24 protein-coding genes and 1 tRNA gene are annotated in these 24,526 nt (G+C 52.0%); 24 read left to right on the forward strand and 1 reads right to left on the reverse strand.

The genetic code is table 11. The features are described from left to right. The first annotated feature begins 102 nt into the window (after positions 1-102). Positions 103-178 (forward strand) — tRNA-Gly (locus BEB54_RS14075). Positions 179-411: 233 nt separating this feature from the next. Beyond that, positions 412-465, forward strand: a complete 54-nt coding sequence (locus BEB54_RS14080) for a hypothetical protein (RefSeq protein ID WP_010723271.1) — start codon at positions 412-414, stop codon at positions 463-465. On the opposite strand, the gene queG is transcribed toward BEB54_RS14080, so the two are convergent. Next, a complete protein-coding gene (gene queG, locus BEB54_RS14085) occupies positions 448-1,587 on the reverse strand; it encodes a tRNA epoxyqueuosine(34) reductase QueG (RefSeq protein WP_032185740.1) in 1,140 nt (379 codons plus the stop codon). The genes BEB54_RS14080 and queG overlap by 18 nt on opposite strands. Between queG and nnr the strand changes: the two genes are divergently transcribed. The 22 genes from nnr to BEB54_RS14200 all read left to right on the forward strand — a co-directional run bounded on the left by nnr (position 1,586) and on the right by BEB54_RS14200 (position 24,438). After that, positions 1,586-3,133: a bifunctional ADP-dependent NAD(P)H-hydrate dehydratase/NAD(P)H-hydrate epimerase gene (gene nnr, locus BEB54_RS14090; RefSeq protein WP_105277361.1), complete on the forward strand. Its 1,548-nt coding sequence runs from the start codon at positions 1,586-1,588 to the stop codon at positions 3,131-3,133. The two genes, queG and nnr, sit on opposite strands and share 2 nt — an antisense overlap. Beyond that, positions 3,105-3,566 (forward strand): tRNA (adenosine(37)-N6)-threonylcarbamoyltransferase complex ATPase subunit type 1 TsaE, encoded by a 462-nt coding sequence (gene tsaE, locus BEB54_RS14095; RefSeq protein ID WP_000981977.1) that lies wholly within the window; start codon positions 3,105-3,107, stop codon positions 3,564-3,566. The genes nnr and tsaE overlap by 29 nt, the downstream gene beginning before the upstream one ends. Before the next feature lie 18 nt (positions 3,567-3,584). Then, positions 3,585-4,922 carry an N-acetylmuramoyl-L-alanine amidase AmiB gene (gene amiB / locus BEB54_RS14100; protein WP_032185741.1) on the forward strand — a complete coding sequence of 446 codons (1,338 nt, stop codon included), beginning with the start codon at positions 3,585-3,587 and terminating at the stop codon, positions 4,920-4,922. A 9-nt stretch (positions 4,923-4,931) separates the two neighbouring features. Next, entirely contained in the window at positions 4,932-6,779 is a 1,848-nt protein-coding gene (gene mutL / locus BEB54_RS14105; RefSeq protein WP_001353511.1) for a DNA mismatch repair endonuclease MutL, read from the forward strand. Continuing rightward, entirely contained in the window at positions 6,772-7,722 is a 951-nt protein-coding gene (gene miaA, locus BEB54_RS14110) for a tRNA (adenosine(37)-N6)-dimethylallyltransferase MiaA (RefSeq protein WP_001280339.1), read from the forward strand. Before mutL ends, miaA begins: the two co-directional genes overlap by 8 nt. Positions 7,723-7,807: 85 nt before the next feature. Beyond that, positions 7,808-8,116, forward strand: a complete 309-nt coding sequence (gene hfq / locus BEB54_RS14115) for an RNA chaperone Hfq (protein ID WP_001051883.1) — start codon at positions 7,808-7,810, stop codon at positions 8,114-8,116. A 76-nt stretch (positions 8,117-8,192) separates the two neighbouring features. Next, positions 8,193-9,473: a ribosome rescue GTPase HflX gene (gene hflX / locus BEB54_RS14120; RefSeq protein ID WP_000460360.1), complete on the forward strand. Its 1,281-nt coding sequence runs from the start codon at positions 8,193-8,195 to the stop codon at positions 9,471-9,473. Positions 9,474-9,558: 85 nt separating this feature from the next. Then, a complete protein-coding gene (hflK, locus tag BEB54_RS14125) occupies positions 9,559-10,818 on the forward strand; it encodes an FtsH protease activity modulator HflK (RefSeq protein WP_000312477.1) in 1,260 nt (419 codons plus the stop codon). 2 nt (positions 10,819-10,820) lie between these two features. Next, on the forward strand, positions 10,821-11,825 hold the full coding sequence (hflC, locus tag BEB54_RS14130; RefSeq protein WP_001232412.1) for a protease modulator HflC: 1,005 nt from the start codon (positions 10,821-10,823) through the stop codon (positions 11,823-11,825). 81 nt (positions 11,826-11,906) lie between these two features. Beyond that, a complete protein-coding gene (locus tag BEB54_RS14135; RefSeq protein WP_001089292.1) occupies positions 11,907-12,104 on the forward strand; it encodes a DUF2065 domain-containing protein in 198 nt (65 codons plus the stop codon). A gap of 103 nt (positions 12,105-12,207) precedes the next feature. Continuing rightward, complete coding sequence (gene purA / locus BEB54_RS14140; protein WP_105282217.1) at positions 12,208-13,506, forward strand: adenylosuccinate synthase; 1,299 nt, start codon at positions 12,208-12,210, stop codon at positions 13,504-13,506. A 204-nt stretch (positions 13,507-13,710) separates the two neighbouring features. After that, positions 13,711-14,136: a nitric oxide-sensing transcriptional repressor NsrR gene (gene nsrR / locus BEB54_RS14145; protein ID WP_001177637.1), complete on the forward strand. Its 426-nt coding sequence runs from the start codon at positions 13,711-13,713 to the stop codon at positions 14,134-14,136. A gap of 38 nt (positions 14,137-14,174) precedes the next feature. After that, complete coding sequence (gene rnr / locus BEB54_RS14150) at positions 14,175-16,616, forward strand: ribonuclease R (RefSeq protein WP_000076292.1); 2,442 nt, start codon at positions 14,175-14,177, stop codon at positions 16,614-16,616. Positions 16,617-16,796: 180 nt separating this feature from the next. Continuing rightward, positions 16,797-17,528, forward strand: coding sequence for a 23S rRNA (guanosine(2251)-2'-O)-methyltransferase RlmB (gene rlmB / locus BEB54_RS14160; RefSeq protein WP_032304360.1), 732 nt, complete (start codon positions 16,797-16,799; stop codon positions 17,526-17,528). A 126-nt stretch (positions 17,529-17,654) separates the two neighbouring features. After that, positions 17,655-18,056: a YjfI family protein gene (locus BEB54_RS14165; RefSeq protein WP_032304361.1), complete on the forward strand. Its 402-nt coding sequence runs from the start codon at positions 17,655-17,657 to the stop codon at positions 18,054-18,056. A gap of 18 nt (positions 18,057-18,074) precedes the next feature. Further along, positions 18,075-18,773: a PspA/IM30 family protein gene (locus BEB54_RS14170; protein WP_000511992.1), complete on the forward strand. Its 699-nt coding sequence runs from the start codon at positions 18,075-18,077 to the stop codon at positions 18,771-18,773. Then, complete coding sequence (locus tag BEB54_RS14175) at positions 18,773-19,843, forward strand: potassium channel family protein (protein ID WP_032185747.1); 1,071 nt, start codon at positions 18,773-18,775, stop codon at positions 19,841-19,843. Before BEB54_RS14170 ends, BEB54_RS14175 begins: the two co-directional genes overlap by 1 nt. After that, on the forward strand, positions 19,840-20,499 hold the full coding sequence (locus tag BEB54_RS14180) for a YjfK family protein (protein WP_000200291.1): 660 nt from the start codon (positions 19,840-19,842) through the stop codon (positions 20,497-20,499). Before BEB54_RS14175 ends, BEB54_RS14180 begins: the two co-directional genes overlap by 4 nt. A 17-nt stretch (positions 20,500-20,516) precedes the next feature. Next, on the forward strand, positions 20,517-20,915 hold the full coding sequence (locus BEB54_RS14185; RefSeq protein ID WP_000547753.1) for a DUF350 domain-containing protein: 399 nt from the start codon (positions 20,517-20,519) through the stop codon (positions 20,913-20,915). 9 nt (positions 20,916-20,924) lie between these two features. Further along, a complete protein-coding gene (locus BEB54_RS14190; RefSeq protein ID WP_000101673.1) occupies positions 20,925-21,563 on the forward strand; it encodes a DUF1190 domain-containing protein in 639 nt (212 codons plus the stop codon). 2 nt (positions 21,564-21,565) lie between these two features. Next, the gene (locus tag BEB54_RS14195; RefSeq protein WP_032185750.1) at positions 21,566-22,729 is read left to right on the forward strand and encodes a glutathionylspermidine synthase family protein; all 1,164 of its coding nucleotides are present in this window, start codon (positions 21,566-21,568) and stop codon (positions 22,727-22,729) included. Positions 22,730-22,812: 83 nt separating this feature from the next. Beyond that, entirely contained in the window at positions 22,813-24,438 is a 1,626-nt protein-coding gene (locus tag BEB54_RS14200; RefSeq protein WP_105277362.1) for an isovaleryl-CoA dehydrogenase, read from the forward strand. Positions 24,439-24,526 lie beyond the last annotated feature (88 nt).

Consider the following 24,526-nt stretch of genomic DNA (forward strand, 5'->3'; position numbering starts at 1 on the left):
GCTCAGTTGGTAGAGCACGACCTTGCCAAGGTCGGGGTCGCGAGTTCGAGTCTCGTTTCCCGCTCCAAAATTTGAAAGTGCTGCAAAGCACAGACCACCCAAGCGGGAATAGCTCAGTTGGTAGAGCACGACCTTGCCAAGGTCGGGGTCGCGAGTTCGAGTCTCGTTTCCCGCTCCAAATTCTTCTCTCAATAAAATATCCACAGCGACGCGATGCGTTATTGCTGGTTTTTGTTGTCTCTGACAAACTCTTGTAAACAGAGTTATCCACAGCCTCATGTCGTAATCTTAATTTCAAAGAAACTTCGCACGGTGAATAGTATTTTTTTAACTTATTGATATATAGGTTGAAAATTAAGATCTCGTTTTGTCGAGTCGATCACTTGACGATTTTATTCGCCTTGAATTGCAATGCGTTTTTATTTTTATTCACAAGCTGTGGATGAATCAGGCGTCACGCGGTAACCCTTTTTCAATCACCCGAACCAGACGCTGTTTTTTCGGTAGTTGTACCTCTACGACGCACGCATTTCGCCTCTCGATTTGCTGCGCAATCGCCCACGCTATGTGCTCATCAAGAAGTGGGTGCTCACCTTTACGACTTTCCAGCGCTGTCAAAATCGTTTTATCCCAGGGGGCATTGCCTAATGCCACGGCGATATTACGCAGCCAACGCAGGTGACCTATACGGCGAATCGCCGAACCTTCCGTGACTTTTAAAAACTTCTCTTCACTCCAGGCGAATAACTCAATGAGTTCCGGTGCGTGTAGTGGTTTGCGCGGGCTGAAATCGTCTTCTGTAGTGAGTTGCGAATAGCGATTCCATGGGCAGATAAGCTGGCAGTCATCGCAACCGTAAATACGGTTTCCCATCAATGGACGCAGCTCTTCCGGGATCGCCCCTTCCAGTTCAATGGTGAGATAAGAGATACAGCGGCGAGCATCGACGGTATATGGCTCGACGATGGCGCCGGTCGGGCAAATCGTCATACAGGCCACGCATTTACCACATCCTTCCTCGACCGGTTGATCCACGGGCAGCGGAATATCGACCAGTAATTCACCTAAAAAGAAGAACGAACCGGCCTCGCGATTGAGGATAAGTGAGTGCTTACCTGTCCAGCCAAGACCTGCTTTTTCAGCTAACGGGCGCTCGAGAATAGGCGCAGAATCGACAAACGGTCTAAAATTCAGCGAAACACAATGTTGCTGAATCATCTCGCCCAGCTTTTTGAGTCGGTTGCGCAGAAGTTTGTGATAGTCACGGCCCAGCGCATAACGGCTAACATAGCCGAGTTTGGGGTTTTTCAGCGTGCTGGCAAATGCGGCGTTAGCAGGAAGGTAATTCATCCGCACGCTGATCACGCGCAGCGTACCAGGCAATAACTCATGGGGGCGAGCGCGCAGCATACCGTGACGCGCCATCCAGTCCATTTCGCCGTGGTATTGTTTGTCCAGCCATGCTTGCAGTTTGGGCTCGGACGCGCTGAGATCGGTATCGGTAATACCTACCTGCTGAAAGCCCAGTTCCAGCCCCCACTGTTTAATTTTTTGCGCTAACTGATTGAGATCGAGGGGCTCTGACATGACGGACCATACAATGAAGAAAAACCCCGTAAGTATACCACACACCGTCTGGCACGCCGACGATATCCGCCGCGGCGAACGCGAGGCGGCAGATTCGTTGGGGCTTACACTCTATGAACTGATGCTTCGCGCTGGTGAAGCCGCATTTCAGGTGTGTCGTTCGGCTTATCCTGATGCCTTCCACTGGCTGGTGCTGTGCGGTCATGGCAATAACGGCGGCGATGGTTATGTGATTGCGCGGCTGGCAAAAGCGGTCGGCATTGAGGTCACGCTGCTGGCCCAGGAAAGTGACAAACCGTTACCGGAAGAGGCCGCGCTGGCACACGATGCATGGTTAAACGCGGGAGGCGAGATCCATGCTTCGAATATTGTCTGGCCCGAGTCAGTAGATCTGATTGTTGATGCGCTGCTCGGTACCGGATTGCAGCACGCGCCCCGCGAATCCATTAGCCAGTTAATCGACCACGCTAATACTCACCCTGCGCCGATTGTGGCGGTTGATATCCCTTCCGGCCTGCTGGCTGAAACTGGCGCTACGCCAGGCGCGGTAATCAATGCCGATCACACCATCACTTTTATTGCGCTAAAACCTGGCTTGCTCACCGGGAAAGCCCGGGATGTTACCGGAAAACTGCATTTTGACTCGCTGGGGCTGGACAGTTGGTTGGCAGGTCAGGAGACGAAAATTCAGCGGTTTTCGGCAGAACAACTTTCTCACTGGCTGAAACCGCGTCGCCCGACTTCGCATAAAGGCGATCACGGGCGGCTGGTGATTATTGGTGGCGATCACGGCACTGCGGGGGCTATTCGTATGACGGGGGAAGCGGCACTGCGTGCTGGTGCTGGTTTAGTCCGAGTACTGACCCGCAGTGAGAACATTGCGCCGCTGCTGACTGCACGACCGGAATTGATGGTGCATGAACTGACTATGGACTCTCTTACCGAAAGCCTGGAATGGGCCGATGTGGTGGTGATTGGTCCCGGTCTGGGCCAGCAAGAGTGGGGGAAAAAAGCCCTGCAAAAAGTTGAGTATTTTCGCAAACCGATGTTGTGGGATGCCGATGCATTGAACCTGCTGGCAATCAATCCTGATAAGCGTCACAATCGCGTGATCACGCCGCATCCTGGCGAGGCCGCACGGTTGTTGGGCTGTTCCGTAGCAGAAATTGAAAGTGACCGCTTACATTGCGCCCAACGTCTGGTACAACGTTATGGCGGCGTAGCGGTGCTGAAAGGTGCCGGAACCGTAGTTGCCGCGCATCCTGACGCTTTAGGCATTATTGATGCCGGAAATGCAGGCATGGCGAGCGGCGGGATGGGTGATGTGCTCTCTGGTATTATTGGCGCATTGCTTGGGCAAAAACTGTCGCCGTATGATGCAGCGTGCGCGGGCTGTGTCGCACACGGTACGGCAGCTGACGTACTGGCGGCGCGTTTTGGAACGCGCGGAATGCTGGCGACCGATCTCTTTTCCACGCTACAGCGTATTGTTAACCCGGAAGTGACTGATAAAAACCATGATGAATCGAGTAATTCCGCTCCCTGATGAGCAGGCAACATTAGATCTGGGCGAGCGGGTAGCGAAAGCCTGCGATGGTGCAACCGTAATCTATCTGTATGGCGATTTAGGCGCAGGTAAAACCACCTTTAGCCGGGGCTTCTTACAGGCTCTGGGTCATCAGGGTAATGTCAAAAGCCCCACTTATACGCTGGTCGAACCCTATACGCTCGACAACTTAATGGTGTATCACTTTGATTTATACCGCCTTGCCGATCCCGAGGAGCTGGAGTTTATGGGGATCCGCGATTATTTTGCTAACGATGCCATCTGCCTGGTGGAGTGGCCACAACAAGGTACAGGTGTTCTTCCTGACCCGGATGTCGAAATACACATTGATTATCAGGCACAAGGCCGTGAGGCGCGCGTGAGTGCGGTTTCCTCTGCGGGTGAATTGTTGCTGGCGCGTTTAGCCGGTTAACCTTTGAAAGGTGGCGGGATGATGTATCGCATCAGAAATTGGTTGGTAGCGACGTTGCTGCTGCTGTGCGCGCAGGCTGGCGCCGCTACGCTCTCTGATATTCAGGTTTCTAACGGTAATCAACAGGCGCGAATAACATTGAGTTTTACTGGCGATCCTGATTACGCGTTTAGCCATCAAAACAAACGCACCGTGGCGCTCGATATCAAACAAACGGGCGTGATTCAGGGGCTACCGTTGTTGTTCAGCGGTAATAATCTGGTGAAGGCGATTCGCTCTGGAACGCCTAAAGATGCACAAACGCTACGGCTAGTGGTCGATCTCACCGAAAACGGTAAAACCGAAGCGGTGAAGCGGCAGAATGGTAGCAATTACACTGTCGTCTTTACGATTAACGCCGATGTGCCGCCACCGCCTCCGCCGCCGCCTGTGGTTGCGAAACGCGTTGAAACGCCTGCGGTTGTCGCACCGCGCGTCAGCGAACCGGCGCGCAATCCGTTTAAAACGGAAAGTAACCGCACTACGGGTGTTATCAGCAGTAATACGGTAACGCGTCCGGCAGCGCGCGCGACGGCTAACACTGGCGATAAAATTATCATCGCTATTGATGCAGGACACGGTGGTCAGGACCCTGGCGCTATCGGCCCCGGTGGTACGCGGGAGAAAAATGTCACCATCGCCATCGCACGTAAATTGCGTACTTTGCTCAATGACGATCCAATGTTTAAAGGCGTTTTAACCCGTGACGGGGATTACTTTATCTCGGTGATGGGGCGCAGCGATGTGGCACGTAAGCAAAACGCTAATTTCCTCGTGTCGATTCACGCTGATGCCGCACCGAACCGCAGTGCGACTGGCGCTTCCGTATGGGTGCTCTCTAACCGTCGCGCCAACAGCGAAATGGCCAGTTGGCTGGAGCAGCACGAGAAACAGTCGGAGCTGCTGGGCGGAGCGGGCGATGTGCTGGCGAACAGTCAGTCTGACCCGTATTTAAGCCAGGCGGTGCTGGATTTACAGTTCGGTCATTCCCAGCGGGTAGGGTATGATGTAGCGACCAGTATGATCAGTCAGTTGCAACGCATTGGCGAAATACATAAACGTCGACCAGAACATGCCAGCCTTGGCGTTCTGCGTTCGCCGGATATCCCATCAGTACTGGTCGAAACCGGTTTTATCAGCAACAACAGCGAAGAACGTTTGCTGGCGAGCGACGATTACCAACAACAGCTGGCAGAAGCCATTTACAAAGGCCTGCGCAATTATTTCCTTGCGCATCCGATGCAATCTGCGCCGCAGGGGGCAACGGCACAAACGGCCAGCACGGTGACGACGCCAGATCGCACGCTGCCAAACTAAGGATGATTGATGCCAATTCAGGTCTTACCGCCACAACTGGCGAACCAGATTGCCGCAGGTGAGGTGGTCGAGCGACCTGCGTCGGTAGTCAAAGAACTGGTAGAAAACAGCCTCGATGCGGGTGCGACGCGTATTGATATTGATATCGAACGCGGTGGGGCGAAACTTATCCGCATTCGTGATAACGGCTGCGGTATCAAAAAAGATGAACTGGCGCTGGCGCTGGCGCGTCATGCTACCAGTAAGATCGCCTCTCTGGACGATCTCGAAGCTATTATCAGCCTGGGGTTCCGCGGTGAGGCGCTGGCGAGTATCAGTTCAGTTTCCCGTCTGACGCTCACTTCGCGCACCGCAGAGCAGCAGGAGGCATGGCAAGCGTATGCCGAAGGGCGCGATATGGACGTGACGGTTAAACCGGCGGCGCATCCGGTGGGAACGACGCTGGAAGTGCTGGATCTGTTCTACAATACCCCGGCGCGGCGCAAATTCCTGCGTACCGAGAAAACCGAATTTAACCATATTGATGAAATCATCCGCCGCATTGCGCTGGCGCGTTTCGACGTCACTATCAATCTGTCGCATAACGGCAAAATAGTTCGCCAGTACCGCGCAGTGCCGGAAGGCGGGCAAAAAGAACGGCGCTTAGGCGCGATTTGCGGCACCGCTTTTCTCGAACAAGCGCTGGCGATTGAATGGCAACACGGCGATCTCACGCTGCGCGGCTGGGTGGCAGATCCGAATCACACCACGCCCGCACTGGCAGAAATTCAGTATTGCTACGTGAATGGTCGCATGATGCGCGATCGCCTGATCAATCATGCGATCCGTCAGGCCTGTGAAGACAAACTGGGGGCCGATCAGCAACCGGCATTTGTGTTGTATCTGGAGATCGACCCACATCAAGTGGACGTCAACGTGCACCCCGCCAAACACGAAGTGCGTTTCCATCAGTCGCGTCTGGTGCACGACTTTATCTATCAGGGCGTGCTGAGTGTGCTACAACAACAGCTGGAAACGCCGCTGCCACTGGACGATGAACCTCAACCTGCACCGCGCACCATTCCGGAGAACCGCGTGGCCGCCGGGCGTAATCATTTTGCTGAACCGGCAGTTCGCGAACCGGTAGCCCCCCGCTACTCTCCTGCGCCCGCCTCTGGTGGTCGTCCAGCAGCTTCCTGGCCGAATGCGCAGCCAGGCTACCAGAAACAGCAAGGTGAAGTGTATCGCCAGCTTTTGCAAACGCCTGCGCCGATGCAAAAACCAAAAGCACCTGAACCGCAGGAGCCAGCGCTTGCGGCGAACAGTCAGAGTTTTGGTCGGGTACTGACTATCGTCCATTCCGACTGTGCGTTGCTGGAGCGCGACGGCAACATTTCACTTTTAGCCCTGCCAGTGGCAGAACGTTGGCTGCGTCAGGCGCAGTTGACGCCGGGTGAAACGCCAGTTTGCGCCCAGCCGTTGCTTATTCCGTTGCGGCTAAAAGTTTCTGGCGAAGAAAAATCGGCATTAGAAAAAGCGCAGTCTGCCCTGGCGGAATTGGGTATTGATTTCCAGTCCGATGCACAGTATGTGACCATCAGGGCCGTGCCTTTACCCTTACGCCAACAAAATTTACAAATCTTGATTCCTGAACTGATAGGCTACCTGGCGAAGCAGTCCGTATTCGAACCTGGCAATATTGCGCAGTGGATTGCACGAAATCTGATGAGCGAACATGCGCAGTGGTCAATGGCACAGGCCATCACCCTGCTGGCGGACGTGGAACGGTTATGTCCGCAACTTGTGAAAACGCCGCCGGGTGGTCTGTTACAATCTGTTGATTTACATCCGGCGATAAAAGCCCTGAAAGATGAGTGATATCAGTAAGGCGAGCCTGCCTAAGGCGATTTTTTTGATGGGGCCGACGGCCTCCGGTAAAACGGCGTTAGCCATTGAGCTGCGTAAAATTTTACCAGTAGAGTTGATAAGCGTTGATTCTGCCCTTATTTACAAAGGGATGGATATCGGGACGGCGAAGCCGAACGCTGAAGAGTTACTCGCCGCGCCGCACCGATTGCTGGATATTCGCGATCCGTCGCAGGCTTATTCGGCCGCTGATTTTCGCCGCGATGCGCTGGCGGAAATGGCTGATATTACCGCGGCGGGGCGGATCCCACTATTAGTGGGCGGTACGATGTTGTATTTCAAGGCATTGCTGGAAGGGTTGTCGCCGCTACCGTCGGCAGACCCCGAAGTGCGGGCCAGAATTGAGCAACAGGCGGCAGAGCAAGGTTGGGAGTCATTGCATCGTCAACTTCAGGAGATCGATCCGGTTGCGGCAGCAAGGATTCATCCAAATGATCCACAAAGGCTTTCCCGGGCACTGGAAGTTTTTTTCATTTCGGGTAAAACTTTAACGGAACTGACGCAAACGTCAGGAGACGCTCTACCGTATCAGGTGCATCAGTTCGCCATCGCCCCGGCGAGCCGTGAACTGCTCCATCAACGAATTGAGCAGCGTTTTCATCAGATGTTGGCTTCAGGTTTTGAAGCAGAAGTCCGGGCGCTTTTTGCCCGAGGAGATTTGCATACGGACTTGCCTTCCATTCGTTGCGTGGGTTATCGCCAGATGTGGTCTTACCTTGAAGGCGAAATCTCATACGATGAAATGGTTTATCGAGGTGTTTGCGCCACGAGACAGTTGGCGAAGCGGCAGATAACCTGGCTGCGTGGTTGGGAAGGGGTTCACTGGCTTGACAGTGAAAAACCAGAACAGGCGCGTGACGAAGTATTACAGGTTGTTGGTGCTATCGCAGGCTGAATGTGTACAATTGAGACGTATCGTGCGCAATTTTTTCAGAATCGAAAGGTTCAAAGTACAAATAAGCATATAAGGAAAAGAGAGAATGGCTAAGGGGCAATCTTTACAAGATCCGTTCCTGAACGCACTGCGTCGGGAACGTGTTCCAGTTTCTATTTATTTGGTGAATGGTATTAAGCTGCAAGGACAAATCGAGTCTTTTGATCAGTTCGTGATCCTGTTGAAAAACACGGTCAGCCAGATGGTTTACAAGCACGCGATTTCTACTGTTGTCCCGTCTCGCCCGGTTTCTCATCACAGTAACAACGCCGGTGGCGGTACCAGCAGTAACTATCATCATGGTAGCAGCGCGCAGAATACTTCCGCGCAACAGGACAGCGAAGAAACCGAATAAGGTTTCATGCTGTTTTTTTTACACGGGGAGCCAGCGATCCTGCGTTCCCCGCTGATCTATTTAGAGGGTTATACGCTTGTTTGACCGTTATGATGCTGGTGAGCAGGCGGTACTGGTACACATCTATTTTACGCAAGACAAAGATATGGAAGACCTCCAGGAGTTTGAATCTCTGGTTTCTTCCGCCGGTGTCGAAGCATTGCAGGTGATTACCGGTAGCCGTAAAGCGCCGCACCCAAAGTATTTTGTAGGTGAAGGTAAAGCAGTTGAAATTGCGGAAGCTGTCAAAGCGACGGGTGCTTCGGTCGTTCTTTTTGACCATGCCCTGAGCCCGGCGCAAGAGCGTAACCTGGAGCGTTTGTGCGAGTGTCGTGTTATCGACCGCACCGGCCTTATTTTAGATATTTTCGCCCAACGTGCGCGTACCCATGAGGGTAAGTTGCAGGTTGAGCTGGCGCAGTTGCGCCATCTGGCTACGCGCCTGGTGCGTGGCTGGACCCACCTTGAAAGACAGAAAGGCGGGATCGGTTTGCGTGGTCCGGGTGAAACCCAGCTCGAAACCGACCGTCGTTTGTTGCGTAATCGCATCGTGCAGATACAGTCGCGCCTGGAAAGAGTTGAAAAACAGCGTGAGCAGGGGCGGCAATCGCGTATCAAAGCCGACGTTCCTACTGTTTCGCTGGTGGGATATACCAACGCCGGTAAATCTACCCTTTTCAATCGCATCACCGAAGCGCGGGTCTATGCGGCAGACCAGTTGTTTGCCACCCTCGACCCGACGTTGCGGCGTATTGACGTCGCGGATGTCGGTGAAACCGTGTTGGCAGATACCGTAGGGTTTATTCGCCACCTGCCGCACGATCTGGTGGCGGCATTTAAAGCCACATTACAAGAGACGCGGCAAGCCACATTGCTGCTGCACGTCATTGACGCGGCAGATGTGCGAGTACAAGAAAACATCGAAGCGGTGAATACGGTTCTTGAAGAGATCGATGCTCACGAGATCCCAACCCTGCTGGTGATGAACAAGATCGATATGCTGGAAGATTTTGAACCGCGTATTGATCGGGACGAAGAGAACAAACCGATCCGTGTCTGGCTTTCTGCGCAGACCGGAGCGGGGATACCACAGCTTTTTCAGGCTTTGACGGAGCGTCTTTCCGGCGAGGTGGCGCAGCATACATTGCGTCTGCCGCCGCAGGAAGGGCGTCTGAGAAGTCGTTTTTATCAGCTTCAGGCAATAGAAAAAGAGTGGATGGAGGAGGACGGCAGCGTAAGTCTGCAAGTTCGTATGCCGATCGTTGACTGGCGTCGCCTCTGCAAACAAGAACCGGCGTTGATCGATTACTTGATCTAACGGCGTAGCGTCTGAAGCGTGGAGTCATATCCTCTGGCGTCGAAAGACAACAGGGATCACCGCATAACAAATATGGAGCACAAACATGGCGTGGAATCAGCCCGGTAATAACGGACAAGACCGCGACCCGTGGGGAAGCAGCAAACCTGGCGGCAACTCTGAGGGAAATGGAAACAAAGGCGGTCGCGATCAAGGGCCACCTGATTTAGATGATATCTTCCGCAAACTGAGCAAAAAGCTCGGTGGTCTGGGCGGCGGTAAAGGCACCGGATCTGGCGGTGGTAATTCATCGCAAGGCCCGCGCCCGCAGCTTGGCGGTCGTGTCGTTACCATCGCAGCGGCAGCGATTGTCATTATTTGGGCGGCCAGTGGTTTCTACACCATTAAAGAAGCCGAACGCGGCGTGGTAACACGCTTTGGTAAATTCAGCCATCTGGTTGAGCCGGGTCTGAACTGGAAACCGACGTTTATCGACGAAGTCAAACCGGTGAACGTGGAAGCCGTGCGTGAACTGGCTGCTTCCGGTGTGATGCTGACGTCGGACGAAAACGTGGTGCGCGTTGAGATGAACGTACAGTACCGCGTCACCAATCCGGAAAAATATCTATATAGCGTGACCAGCCCGGATGACAGCCTGCGTCAGGCTACCGACAGCGCCCTGCGTGGGGTTATCGGTAAATACACCATGGACCGCATTCTGACGGAAGGTCGTACCGTGATTCGTAGCGATACTCAGCGCGAACTGGAAGAGACGATTCGTCCGTATGACATGGGTATCACTCTGCTGGACGTCAACTTCCAGGCAGCTCGTCCGCCGGAAGAAGTAAAAGCGGCGTTTGACGATGCGATTGCCGCGCGTGAAAACGAACAGCAATACATTCGTGAAGCAGAAGCGTATACCAACGAAGTTCAGCCGCGTGCGAACGGTCAGGCGCAACGTATCCTCGAAGAGGCGCGTGCGTACAAGGCTCAGACTATCCTGGAAGCCCAGGGTGAAGTGGCACGCTTTGCTAAACTTCTGCCGGAATATAAAGCTGCGCCGGAAATTACCCGCGAGCGTCTGTATATCGAGACGATGGAAAAAGTGTTGGGCAACACCCGCAAAGTGCTGGTTAACGATAAAGGTGGCAACCTGATGGTTCTGCCGTTAGACCAGATGCTGAAAGGTGGTAACGCCCCTGCGGCGAAGAGCGATAACGGTGCCAGCAATCTGCTGCGTCTGCCGCCAGCCTCTTCCTCCACAACCAGTGGAGCAAGCAACACGTCGTCCACCAGTCAGGGCGATATTATGGACCAACGCCGCGCTAACGCGCAGCGTAACGACTACCAGCGTCAGGGGGAATAACGATGCGTAAGTCAGTTATCGCGATTATCATCATCGTGCTGGTAGTGCTTTACATGTCTGTCTTTGTCGTCAAAGAAGGTGAGCGCGGTATTACGCTGCGTTTTGGTAAGGTACTGCGTGACGATGACAACAAACCTCTGGTTTATGAGCCGGGTCTGCATTTCAAGATACCGTTCATTGAAACGGTGAAAATGCTTGATGCACGTATTCAGACCATGGACAACCAGGCCGACCGCTTTGTGACTAAAGAGAAGAAAGACCTGATCGTCGACTCTTACATCAAATGGCGCATCAGTGATTTCAGCCGTTACTACCTGGCAACGGGCGGTGGCGACATTTCGCAAGCGGAAGTGCTGTTGAAACGTAAGTTCTCTGACCGTCTGCGTTCTGAAATTGGTCGCCTGGACGTGAAAGACATCGTCACCGATTCCCGTGGTCGTCTGACCCTCGAAGTACGTGACGCGCTGAACTCCGGTTCTGCGGGTACAGAAGATGAAGTTACTACCCCGGCTGCAGATAACGCCATTGCCGAAGCGGCAGAGCGCGTAACGGCTGAGACGAAGGGTAAAGTACCGGTCATCAACCCGAACAGTATGGCGGCGCTGGGTATTGAAGTTGTCGATGTGCGTATCAAGCAGATCAACCTGCCGACCGAAGTGTCTGAAGCGATCTACAACCGTATGCGCGCCGAGCGTGAAGCGGTAGCACGTCGTCACCGTTCACAAGGTCAGGAAGAAGCGGAAAAACTGCGCGCGACTGCCGACTATGAAGTGACCAGAACGTTGGCAGAAGCTGAGCGTCAGGGCCGCATCATGCGTGGTGAAGGCGATGCAGAAGCAGCCAAACTGTTTGCTGATGCATTCAGTAAAGATCCGGACTTCTACGCATTCATCCGTAGCCTGCGTGCTTATGAGAACAGCTTCTCTGGCAATCAGGACGTGATGGTCATGAGCCCGGACAGCGATTTCTTCCGCTACATGAAGACGCCGACTTCCGCAACGCGTTAATATAACGACTGCGATACAGGTCAATAAAGCCACCGCATCCTCAGGGATGTCGGTGGTTTTCTTTTTCTATAAGGATAATGAATGAATTCGACAATCTGGCTGGCGCTTGCCCTGGTTTTGGTGCTGGAAGGTTTAGGGCCGATGCTTTACCCGAAGGCATGGAAGAAGATGATCGCTGCGATGACCAATTTGCCCGATAATATTTTACGTCGTTTTGGCGGTGGACTTGTGGTTGCGGGCGTTGTGGTCTACTACATGTTGAGGAAAACGATTGGCTGAACAAAAAACAGACTGATCGAGGTCATTTTTGAGTGCAAAAAGTGCTGTAACTCTGAAAAAGCGATGGTAGAATCCATTTTTAAGCAAACGGTGATTTTGAAAAATGGGTAACAACGTCGTCGTACTGGGCACCCAATGGGGTGACGAAGGTAAAGGTAAGATCGTCGATCTTCTGACTGAACGGGCTAAATATGTTGTACGCTACCAGGGCGGTCACAACGCAGGCCATACTCTCGTAATCAACGGTGAAAAAACCGTTCTCCATCTTATTCCATCAGGTATTCTCCGCGAGAATGTAACCAGCATCATCGGTAACGGTGTTGTGCTGTCTCCGGCCGCGCTGATGAAAGAGATGAAAGAACTGGAAGACCGTGGCATCCCCGTTCGTGAGCGTCTGCTGCTGTCTGAAGCATGTCCGCTGATCCTTGATTATCACGTTGCGCTGGATAACGCGCGTGAGAAAGCGCGCGGCGCGAAAGCGATCGGCACCACGGGTCGTGGTATCGGGCCTGCTTATGAAGATAAAGTGGCACGTCGTGGTCTGCGTGTTGGCGACCTTTTCGACAAAGAAACCTTCGCTGAAAAACTGAAAGAAGTGATGGAATATCACAACTTCCAGTTGGTTAACTACTACAAAGCTGAAGCGGTTGATTACCAGAAAGTTCTGGATGATACGATGGCTGTTGCCGACATCCTGACTTCTATGGTGGTTGACGTTTCTGACCTGCTCGACCAGGCGCGTCAGCGTGGCGATTTCGTCATGTTCGAAGGTGCGCAGGGTACGCTGCTGGATATCGACCACGGTACTTATCCGTACGTAACTTCTTCCAACACCACTGCAGGTGGCGTGGCGACCGGTTCCGGCCTGGGCCCGCGTTATGTTGATTACGTTCTGGGTATCCTCAAAGCTTACTCCACTCGTGTAGGTGCAGGTCCGTTCCCGACCGAACTGTTTGATGAAACTGGTGAGTTCCTCTGCAAGCAGGGTAACGAATTCGGCGCAACTACGGGTCGTCGTCGTCGTACCGGCTGGCTGGACACCGTTGCCGTTCGTCGTGCGGTACAGCTGAACTCCCTGTCTGGCTTCTGCCTGACCAAACTGGACGTTCTGGATGGCCTGAATGAGGTGAAACTCTGCGTGGCTTACCGTATGCCGGATGGTCGCGAAGTGACTACCACTCCGCTGGCAGCAGACGATTGGAAAGGTGTAGAGCCGATTTACGAAACCATGCCGGGCTGGTCTGAATCCACCTTCGGCGTGAAAGATCGTAGCGGTCTGCCGCAGGCGGCACTGAACTACATCAAGCGTATTGAAGAACTGACCGGTGTGCCGATCGATATCATCTCTACCGGCCCGGATCGTACTGAAACCATGATTCTGCGCGACCCGTTCGACGCGTAATTCTGGTACGCCTGGCAGATATTTTGCCTGCCGGGCTAACAGTGTGATACATTGCTGTGTCGGGTAAGCCATTACGCTATCCGACACAGTGTTAAATCCTCGCTTTTTTCCTTCCCCGAACTGAAATAAATTAGCGACACAGCTTGTGGCTGGTTTATCATCAATATAAATGTATTTTTTCCCGCTTTCCCTTTTGAGGTTGATGTGCAGTTAACGAGTTTCACTGATTACGGATTACGTGCGCTGATCTACATGGCGTCATTGCCAGAAGGGCGGATGACCAGTATTTCTGAAGTGACTGACGTCTACGGCGTCTCCCGTAATCATATGGTCAAAATAATCAATCAACTTAGTCGTGCCGGCTACGTGACTGCTGTTCGTGGAAAAAATGGCGGCATTCGCCTGGGTAAACCGGCGAGTGCGATACGTATTGGTGATGTGGTGCGCGAGCTGGAGCCCTTATCGCTGGTGAATTGCAGCAGTGAGTTTTGCCACATTACACCTGCCTGTCGGTTGAAACAGGCGCTTTCTAAGGCCGTGCAAAGTTTTCTTATGGAACTGGATAACTACACGCTTGCCGATTTGGTTGAAGAGAATCAACCGCTTTATAAATTATTGCTGGTGGAGTGACGAAAATCTTCATCAGAGATGACAACGGAGGAACCGAGATGTCACAAGATCCTTTCCAGGAACGCGAAGCTGAAAAATACGCGAATCCCATCCCTAGTCGGGAATTTATCCTCGAACATTTAACCAAACGTGAAAAACCGGCCAGCCGTGATGAGCTGGCGGTAGAACTGCACATTGAAGGCGAAGAGCAGCTTGAAGGCCTGCGTCGCCGCCTGCGCGCGATGGAGCGCGATGGTCAACTGGTCTTCACTCGCCGTCAGTGCTATGCGCTGCCGGAACGCCTCGACCTGGTGAAAGGTACCGTTATTGGCCACCGTGATGGCTACGGCTTTCTGCGGGTTGAAGGACGTAAAGATGATTTGTATCTCTCCAGCGAGCAGATGAAAACATGCATTCATGGCGATCAGGTGCTGGCACAGCCGCTGGGCGCTGACCGTAAAGGCCGCCGTGAAGCGCGTATTGTCCGCGTACTGGTACCAAAAACCAGCCAGATTGTTGGTCGCTACTTTACCGAAGCGGGTGTCGGCTTTGTGGTTCCTGACGACAGTCGTTTGAGCTTCGATATCTTAATCCCGCCCGATCAGATCATGGGCGCGCGGATGGGCTTTGTGGTGGTGGTTGAACTGACCCAACGCCCGACTCGCCGTACCAAAGCGGTGGGTAAAATCGTCGAAGTGCTGGGCGATAATATGGGGACTGGCATGGCGGTTGATATCGCTCTGCGCACCCATGAAATTCCGTACATCTGGCCGCAGGCTGTTGAGCAACAGGTTGCCGGGCTGAAAGAAGAAGTACCGGAAGAGGCGAAAGCTGGCCGTGTCGATCTGCGCGATTTACCGCTGGTCACCATTGATGGCGAAGACGCCCGTGACTTTGACGATGCAGTTTACTGCGAGAAAAAACGCGGCGGCGGCTGGCGTTTGTGGGTCGCAATTGCCGATGTCAGCTACTATGTGCGTCCGCCAACACCGCTGGACAGAGAAGCGCGTAACCGTGGTACGTCGGTGTACTTCCCTTCGCAGGTTATCCCGATGCTGCCGGAAGTGCTCTCTAACGGCCTGTGCTCGCTCAACCCGCAGGTAGACCGCTTGTGTATGGTTTGCGAGATGACCATTTCGTCGAAAGGCCGCCTGACGGGCTACAAATTCTACGAAGCGGTGATGAGCTCTCACGCGCGTCTGACCTACACCAAAGTCTGGCATATTCTGCAGGGCGATCAGGATCTGCGCGAGCAGTACTCCCCGCTGGTTAAGCATCTCGAAGAGCTGCATAACCTCTATAAAGTGCTGGATAAAGCCCGTGAAGAACGCGGCGGGATCTCGTTTGAGAGCGAAGAAGCGAAGTTCATTTTCAACGCTGAACGCCGTATTGAGCGTATCGAACAGACCCAGCGTAACGACGCACACAAGTTAATTGAAGAGTGCATGATTCTGGCGAATATCTCGGCGGCGCGTTTCGTTGAGAAGGCCAAAGAACCGGCACTGTTCCGTATTCACGACAAGCCGAGCACTGAAGCAATAACCTCTTTCCGTTCAGTGCTGGCGGAGCTGGGGCTGGAATTGCCTGGCGGTAACAAGCCGGAACCGCGTGACTACGCGGAACTGCTGGAATCGGTTGCTGACCGTCCTGACGCAGAAATGCTGCAAACCATGCTGTTGCGCTCGATGAAACAAGCGATTTACGATCCGGAAAACCGCGGTCACTTCGGTCTGGCATTGCAGTCCTATGCGCACTTTACTTCGCCGATTCGTCGTTATCCTGATCTGACGCTCCACCGCGCCATTAAGTATCTGCTGGCGAAAGAGCAAGGGCATCAGGGCAACACCACTGAAACCGGCGGCTACCATTATTCGATGGAAGAAATGCTGCAACTGGGTCAGCACTGTTCGATGGCGGAACGTCGTGCCGACGAAGCAACGCGCGATGTGGCTGACTGGCTGAAGTGTGACTTCATGCTCGACCAGGTAGGTAACGTCTTTAAAGGCGTGATTTCCAGTGTCACTGGCTTTGGCTTCTTTGTTCGCCTGGATGACTTGTTCATCGATGGTCTGGTCCACGTCTCTTCGCTGGACAATGACTACTATCGCTTTGACCAGGTGGGACAACGCCTGATGGGTGAATCCAGCGGCCAGACTTATCGCCTGGGCGATCGCGTGGAAGTTCGCGTCGAAGCGGTTAATATGGACGAGCGCAAAATCGACTTTAGCCTGATCTCCAGCGAACGCGCACCGCGCAACGTCGGTAAAACCGCGCGCGAGAAAGCGAAAAAAGGCGATGCAGGCAAAAAAGGCGGCAAGCGTCGTCAGGTTGGTAAAAAGGTAAACTTTGAGCCAGACAGCGCTTTCCGCGGCGAGAAAAAAACGAAGCCGAAAGCGGCGAAGAAAGACGCGAGAAAAGCGAAAAAGCCATCGGCGAAAACGCAGAAAATAGCCGCAGCGACCAAAGCGAAGCGTGCGGCGAAGAAAAAAGTGGCAGAGTGATCATTACCCTCTTCAAACAGAAGAGGGTCAGATTGCTGACAAAATGCGCTTTGTTCATGCCGGATGCGGCGTGAACGCCTTATCCGGCCTACATAATCAGGCAAATTCAATACATTGCAGGGATCATGTAGGCCTGATAAGCGTAGCGCATCAGGCAAAACGTAAACAACGAGTACATTAATGAGCGAAATGATTTACGGCATCCACGCAGTGCAGGCCCTGCTGGAGCGCGCCCCTGAACGTTTTCAGGAAGTCTTTATTTTAAAAGGCCGTGAAGATAAACGTCTGTTGCCGCTGATTCACGCCCTTGAGTCCCAGGGCGTGGTTATCCAGCTGGCAAACCGCCAATATCTCGACGAGAAAAGCGACGGTGCCGTGCATCAGGGCATTATCGCCCGTGTGAAGCCTGGACGTCAGTATCAGGAAAATGATCTGCCGGATCTGCTTGCTTCGCTCGATCAGCCGTTCCTGCTGATCCTCGACGGTGTAACCGATCCGCATAACCTGGGTGCATGTATGCGTAGCGCGGACGCCGCAGGTGTTCATGCGGTGATTGTGCCGAAAGATCGCTCCGCACAGCTCAACGCCACGGCGAAAAAAGTAGCCTGCGGCGCGGCAGAAAGCGTTCCGCTGATTCGGGTGACTAACCTTGCGCGCACCATGCGTATGTTGCAGGAAGAGAATATCTGGATCGTCGGTACGGCAGGTGAGGCGGATCATACGCTCTATCAGAGCAAAATGACCGGACGGCTGGCACTGGTGATGGGCGCAGAAGGTGAAGGCATGCGTCGCCTGACCCGTGAACATTGCGATGAGTTGATCAGCATCCCAATGGCAGGAAGTGTTTCTTCGCTGAACGTTTCTGTGGCGACAGGCATTTGCTTATTTGAAGCGGTACGCCAGCGTAGCTAATTTCTCGGAATTATGAAAAGCCATCCAGATTTGGATGGTTTTTTTTTGTCTATAGCTGGTAAGATAATTACGTACTACAAATATTCATTTTATTAATATTTAAACTTAATTTATATGGAATAATATATGACATGGAATCCGTTGGCGCTGGCGACGGCGCTGCAAACTGTACCTGAACAAAATATTGATGTAACAAATAATGAAAACGCATTAATTATTAAAATGAATGATTATGGCGATTTGCAAATCAATATTCTTTTTACTTCCCGCCAAATGATCATCGAAACCTTTATTTGCCCGGTAAGTAGTATCAGCAATCCAGATGAATTTCATACCTTCTTATTAAGAAATCAGAAGATGATGCCGTTGTCATCGGTAGGGATCTCCAGCGTGCAACAGGAAGAGTATTACATTGTTTTCGGGGCGTTATCGCTTAAATCTTCTCTTGAAGATATCCTGCTGGAAATAACCACGCTGGTAGATAACGCTTTGGATCTTGCTGAAATTACAGAAGAATATTCACACTAATTACAAGGACAGGTATTTATGGGAATTTTAAAAACTTTATTTACGCTGGGTAAATCGGTGATCTCGCAAGCGGAAGAATCCATTGAAGAAGCACAGGGCGTTAGAATGCTTGAACAGCATATACGCGATGCCAAAGCAGAACTGGATAAGGCCGGTAAATCACGTGTCGATCTACTGGCAAGAGTGAAATTGAGCAACGATAAACTGAAAGATTTGCGTGAGCGTAAAGCCAGTCTGGAAGCTCGCGCGCTGGAAGCGTTAAGCAAGAATGTTAATCCGTCGTTGATTAACGAAGTTGCTGAAGAAATCGCCCGTCTTGAGAATCTCATTACCGCTGAAGAGCAAGTGTTGTCGAATCTGGAAGTCTCTCGCGATGGTGTGGAAAAAGCGGTTACAGCGACAGCACAGCGTATCGCTCAATTTGAGCAACAAATGGAAGTCGTTAAAGCTACTGAAGCCATGCAGCGTGCACAACAGGCCGTAACGACCTCTACTGTTGGCGCATCTTCCAGCGTTTCGACAGCGGCAGAATCCTTAAAGCGTCTGCAAACGCGTCAGGCCGAACGTCAAGCTCGCCTGGATGCTGCCGCACAGCTGGAAAAAGTGGCAGATGGTCGCGATCTTGATGAAAAACTGGCGGAAGCCGGAATTGGCGGTAGCAACAAAAGTAGCGCCCAGGATGTATTAGCAAGACTGCAACGCCAACAGGGCGAGTAATGTTCTTCTCATGGATCATTAAAACCTGCCGACGTCACCTTTCCAGGCTTACCTGGCCGGCATTGACTGGATTATTTACAGGACAGTATCTGTTTTGTTATCTGGTGTTAACTGCGTTGCATGAAGAGGCGTTGGTAGGTCAACTGAGTAATTTTATTTATTACTGCTCGGTTGTGGGATCAACGCTGGGGTTTGGTGATATCACACCCCAAACGGTGGGGGGACGTCTGTTCACAGCGCTCTGGCAGATTCCTGTGAGTGTTGGTTTATTTGGCGCTTTAATGGGAAAAGTCATTGCATTAGTGCAAGACATATTGGCGAAAGGAATGACGGGAATGGGCGACTACAGCAATTTGCGCAACCATATGCTGGTCATTGGATGGCGCGGGCATCAGACTGAAAAGATGATTTCATTATTGTTGTTTGATGCCCGAAGAGCATTTGGCCGGGTACTTTTGTGTGAGCGGGATGATATTCAACATCCGATGCCTGGAAATAATTGGGTCGATTTCATTCGTATTAGTAATTTTAATGATCCGCATGAACATACCCGCATGGGACTGGCAAATTGCCAAAGTGTCATCATCTTTTCGCAAACTGATGAGCAGACGTTCACGACCGCACTATCCCTGGCGGATTTTATTCCTGAAAGATGCCATATCGTCGCTTATCTGGAAGATGAACGCTACGCTCGTTTATTAGAGGTTCATTGTCAACGTATTGAAATAGTGCGAAATATTTCAGCAGAACAACTTTCCCGTTCAATACAAGATCCCGGTTCATCTCAATCAGTGGCATCGATTATGAATCCAATGCTGGGGGATACGGGGTTTGTTTTACCTATTCCTGAACGGGTTACCTCAATGCGTTATGGCGCATTGATGCATTATATGAAACTTCATCATGATGCCACCGTCCTGGGAATAAGCAGTTGTAAAAATGGTAGGGGAATGGAACTGAATCCAGTCATTGCAACGGAAGTTAAAGGCGGTATGTGGCTGCATCTTATTGGCAATAACCGTATTTTGGCTGAAGAAGTGGCATGGCAGGACATTGAGGGAAGCATATGACAAGTTTTTTCAAGCGTCTGTTTGGTAAGGATGATAAACCTGCAATCGCACGTGGCCCACTGGGACTTCATCTCAATAGCGGCTTTACGCTCGACACGTTAGCGTTTCGTTTGCTGGAAGATGAATTGCTGATTGCGCTGCCGGGTGAAGAATTTACGGTAGCCGCTGTCAGCCACATCGATCTGGGCGGCGGTAGTCAGATTTTCCGCTACTACACTTCGGGCGATGAATTTCTGCAAATCAATACCACCGGCGGCGAAGATATTGATGACATTGATGATATCAAGCTCTTTGTCTATGAAGAGAGCTACGGTATCAGTAAAGAGAGCCACTGGCGCGAGGCGATCAATGCCAAAGCGATGGGGGCAATGACTTTAAACTGGCAGGAAAAACGCTGGCAGCGATTTTTTAACAGCGAAGAACCGGGGAATATCGAACCCGTCTATATGCTGGAAAAAGTTGAAAATCAAAACCACGCCAAATGGGAAGTGCATAATTTTACCATGGGCTATGAACGGCAGGTGACCGAAGATACCTGTGAATATTTGCTGTTAAATGGTGAGGAATCTTTTAACGATCTCGGCGAGCCGGAGTGGTTATTTTCGCGCGCACTGGGTGTTGATATCCCACTGACATCACTTCATATTATTGGTTAATTACAAGGACGTTTACGATGCATATACTGGATTCACTTCTTGCCTTTAGCGCCTATTTTTTTATTGGCGTGGCTATGGTGATTATTTTTCTGTTTATCTACTCCAAAATTACACCGCACAACGAATGGCAGTTAATTAAAAACAATAATACCGCGGCGGCACTGGCGTTCAGTGGTACATTGTTGGGTTACGTGATCCCATTATCTAGTGCGGCAATCAATGCGGTGAGTATTCCGGATTATTTTGCCTGGGGCGGGATCGCACTGGTGATTCAGTTACTCGTTTTTGCTGGCGTCAGACTTTATATGCCAGCATTAAGCGAAAAAATTATTAATCACAATACCGCAGCAGGAATGTTTATGGGAACCGCCGCGCTGGCTGGCGGTATTTTTAACGCAGCTTGTATGACATGGTAATGGACGATCATGGCCAGAAAACGCAAATCAAGAAATAACAGTAAAATTGGTCACGGAGCGATCAGTCGCATTGGAAGACCTAATAATCCTTTTGAGCCGCGACGCAATCGCTACGCACAAAAATACTTAACGTTGGCGCTAATGGGCGGTGCAGCTTTTTTTGTATTGAAAGGTTGTGGCGATAGTGGTGATGTCGATAACGACGGTGACGGAACGTTTTACTCGACAGTGCAGGATTGTATTGATGACGGTAATAATTCAGATATCTGTGCTCATGGCTGGAACAATGCCAAAGCGGCATTTTATGCCGATGTTCCGAAGAATATGACTCAGCAGAATTGTCAGTCTAAGTACGAAAATTGCTACTACGACAATGTTGAACAGAGTTGGATCCCGGTCATTTCTGGATTTTTATTAAGCCGGGTTATTCGTAAAGATCGCGATGAGCCGTTCGTTTATAACAGCGGTGGATCCTCATTTGCTTCCCGCCCCGTCTGGCGCAATACTTCCGGTGATTACTCCTGGCGCTCCGGTTCTGGCAAAAAAGAGTCTTACTCCTCGGGCGGCTTTACCACCAGAAAAGCGTCAACTGTTTCTCGCGGCGGCTATGGTCGTTCTTCCAGCGCCCGTGGGCACTGGGGAGGCTAATCATGCTGAGACACAACGTTCCTGTACGACGGGATCTGGACCAGATCGCCGCCGACAACGGTTTCGACTTTCATATCATCGATAATGAAATTTATTGGGATGAGAGTCGGGCTTACCGCTTTACTCTGCGTCAGATAGAAGAGCAGATCGAAAAACCAACTGCGGAACTGCATCAGATGTGCCTTGAGGTGGTGGATCGTGCGGTTCAAGACGAAGAGATCCTGACGCAACTGGCGATCCCCCCGCTGTACTGGGATGTGATCGCTGAAAGCTGGCGCGCACGCGATCCTTCGCTGTATGGTCGGATGGATTTTGCCTGGTGTGGTAATGCGCCGGTGAAGCTGCTGGAGTACAACGCCGATACGCCGACCTCATTGTATGAGTCGGCTTATTTCCAGTGGCTGTGGCTGGAAGATGCGCGGCGTAGCGGCAGTATTCCGCGTGATGCCGATCAGTACAATGCCATTCAGGAACGCCTGATTTCGCGTTTTAGCGAGCTTTACAGTCGGGAACCGTTTTATTTCTGCTGTTGTCAGGATACCGACGAAGACAGGAGTACTGTGCTGTACTTGCAGGACTGCGCTCAGCAGGCTGGGCAGGAGTCACGGTTTATCTACATTGAAGATCTCGGTTTGGGCGTCGGCGGTGTACTGACCGATCTTGATGATAATGTCATCCAGCGTGCATTTAAGCTGTATCCGCTGGAATGGATGATGCGTGACGATAACGGTCCGCTGCTGCGCAAGCGCCGCGAGCAATGGGTGGAGCCGTTATGGAAAAGTATCTTGAGCAACAAAGGGTTAATGCCGCTGCTTTGGCGCTTCTTTCCTGGTCATCCTAACCTACTTGCATCCTGGTTTGATGGCGAAAAACCGCAGATTGCCGCTGGCGAAAGCTATGTGCGTAAACCGATCTACTCACGCGAGGGCGGTAACGTCACCATTTTCGATGGTCAGAATAACGTCGTTGACCACGCTGAGGGTGATTATGCCGATGAACCGATGATCTACCAGGCATTTCAACCTCTGCCACGATTTGGCGATAGCTACACACTCATTGGTAGCTGGATTGTTGATGATGAAGCGTGCGGAATGGGGATCCGTGAAGATAACACGCTGATCACCAAAGACACCTCACGTTTCGTTCCGCATTATATTGCTGGCTAAGAATGTTTTAGCAATCTCTTTCTGTCAGGAATCCGTGGCAGTGACCATACTAAGGGTGACTGCCATTGATGGAGGGAGACACAGTGCACTGGCAAACTCACACCGTTTTTAATCAACCTATACCATTAAATAACAGCAACCTATACCTGTCTGATGGCGCGCTCTGCGAAGCGGTAACGCGTGAAGGTGCTGGCTGGGATAGCGATTTTCTCGCCAGTATTGGTCAGCAGTTAGGAACGGCTGAATCCCTTGAACTGGGGCGACTGGCGAATGTGAATCCGCCTGAATTATTGCGCTACGATGCGCAAGGACGCCGTCTGGACGATGTGCGTTTTCACCCCGCCTGGCACTTGCTGATGCAGGCGCTATGTACCAATCGGGTGCACAATCTTGCCTGGGAAGAAGACGCTCGCTCCGGCGCATTTGTGGCGCGCGCGGCGCGTTTTATGTTGCACGCACAGGTTGAGGCTGGGTCGTTATGCCCGATAACGATGACCTTTGCCGCCACGCCATTGCTGTTACAGATGTTACCCGCGCCGTTTCAGGACTGGACCACGCCGCTGTTGAGCGATCGCTACGATTCTCACTTATTGCCAGGTGGGCAAAAACGCGGTTTGTTGATTGGCATGGGCATGACGGAAAAGCAGGGCGGTTCCGATGTGATGAGCAACACCACCCGCGCAGAGCGACTGGAAGATGGCTCTTATCGGCTGGTGGGGCATAAATGGTTTTTCTCGGTGCCGCAAAGCGATGCGCATCTGGTGCTGGCGCAGACTACGGGCGGTTTGTCCTGCTTTTTTGTGCCGCGCTTTTTGCCTGACGGGCAACGCAACGCGATTCGCCTCGAGCGGCTGAAAGATAAGCTGGGTAATCGCTCTAACGCCAGCGGCGAAGTGGAGTTTCAGGATGCCATTGGCTGGTTGTTGGGGCAGGAAGGGGAAGGAGTTCGTCTGATCCTGAAAATGGGTGGGATGACGCGTTTTGATTGCGCCCTGGGTAGCCATGCCATGATGCGTCGTGCGTTCTCGCTGGCAATTTATCACGCTCATCAACGCCATGTATTTGGTAATCCGTTGATCCAACAGCCTTTGATGCGTCATGTCTTAAGCCGCATGGCGCTCCAACTTGAAGGGCAAACAGCGTTGCTGTTTCGTCTTGCGCGAGCGTGGGATCGGCGTGCCGATGCCAAAGAAGCCCTGTGGGCGCGCTTATTTACGCCTGCGGCGAAATTTGTTATCTGCAAACGTGGCATTCCGTTTGTGGCTGAAGCGATGGAGGTGCTGGGCGGTATTGGCTATTGCGAAGAGAGCGAACTACCGCGACTTTATCGGGAAATGCCAGTGAACAGCATCTGGGAAGGTTCTGGCAATATTATGTGCCTCGATGTGCTGCGCGTTCTCAATAAGCAGGCTGGGGTATACGATTTGCTGACAGAAGCATTTGTGGAAGTGAAAGGACAGGATCGCTATTTTGATCGCGCGGTTCGTCGTTTGCAGCAGCAACTGCGTAAGCCAGCTGAAGAAATGGGGCGAGAGATTACTCGTCAGCTATTCCTGCTGGGTTGCGGCGCGCAAATGTTGAAATATGCCTCTCCGCCAATGGCGCAGGCGTGGTGTCAGATGATGTTTGATACGCGCGGCGGCGTGCGGTTGTCAGAGCAGATCCAGAATGATTTATTGCTGCGGGCGACGGGGGGAGTATGTTTATAAACGAGTCAGCCAGATGTGATGCTAGCGCGTCTTATAATGGCAACAGCAGCATTACGTGTTATCAACTAACACAATGAAATTTCAGGAA

The organism is Escherichia sp. MOD1-EC6021 (genome assembly GCF_002965245.1).
GTDB lineage: Bacteria > Pseudomonadota > Gammaproteobacteria > Enterobacterales > Enterobacteriaceae > Escherichia > Escherichia coli_F.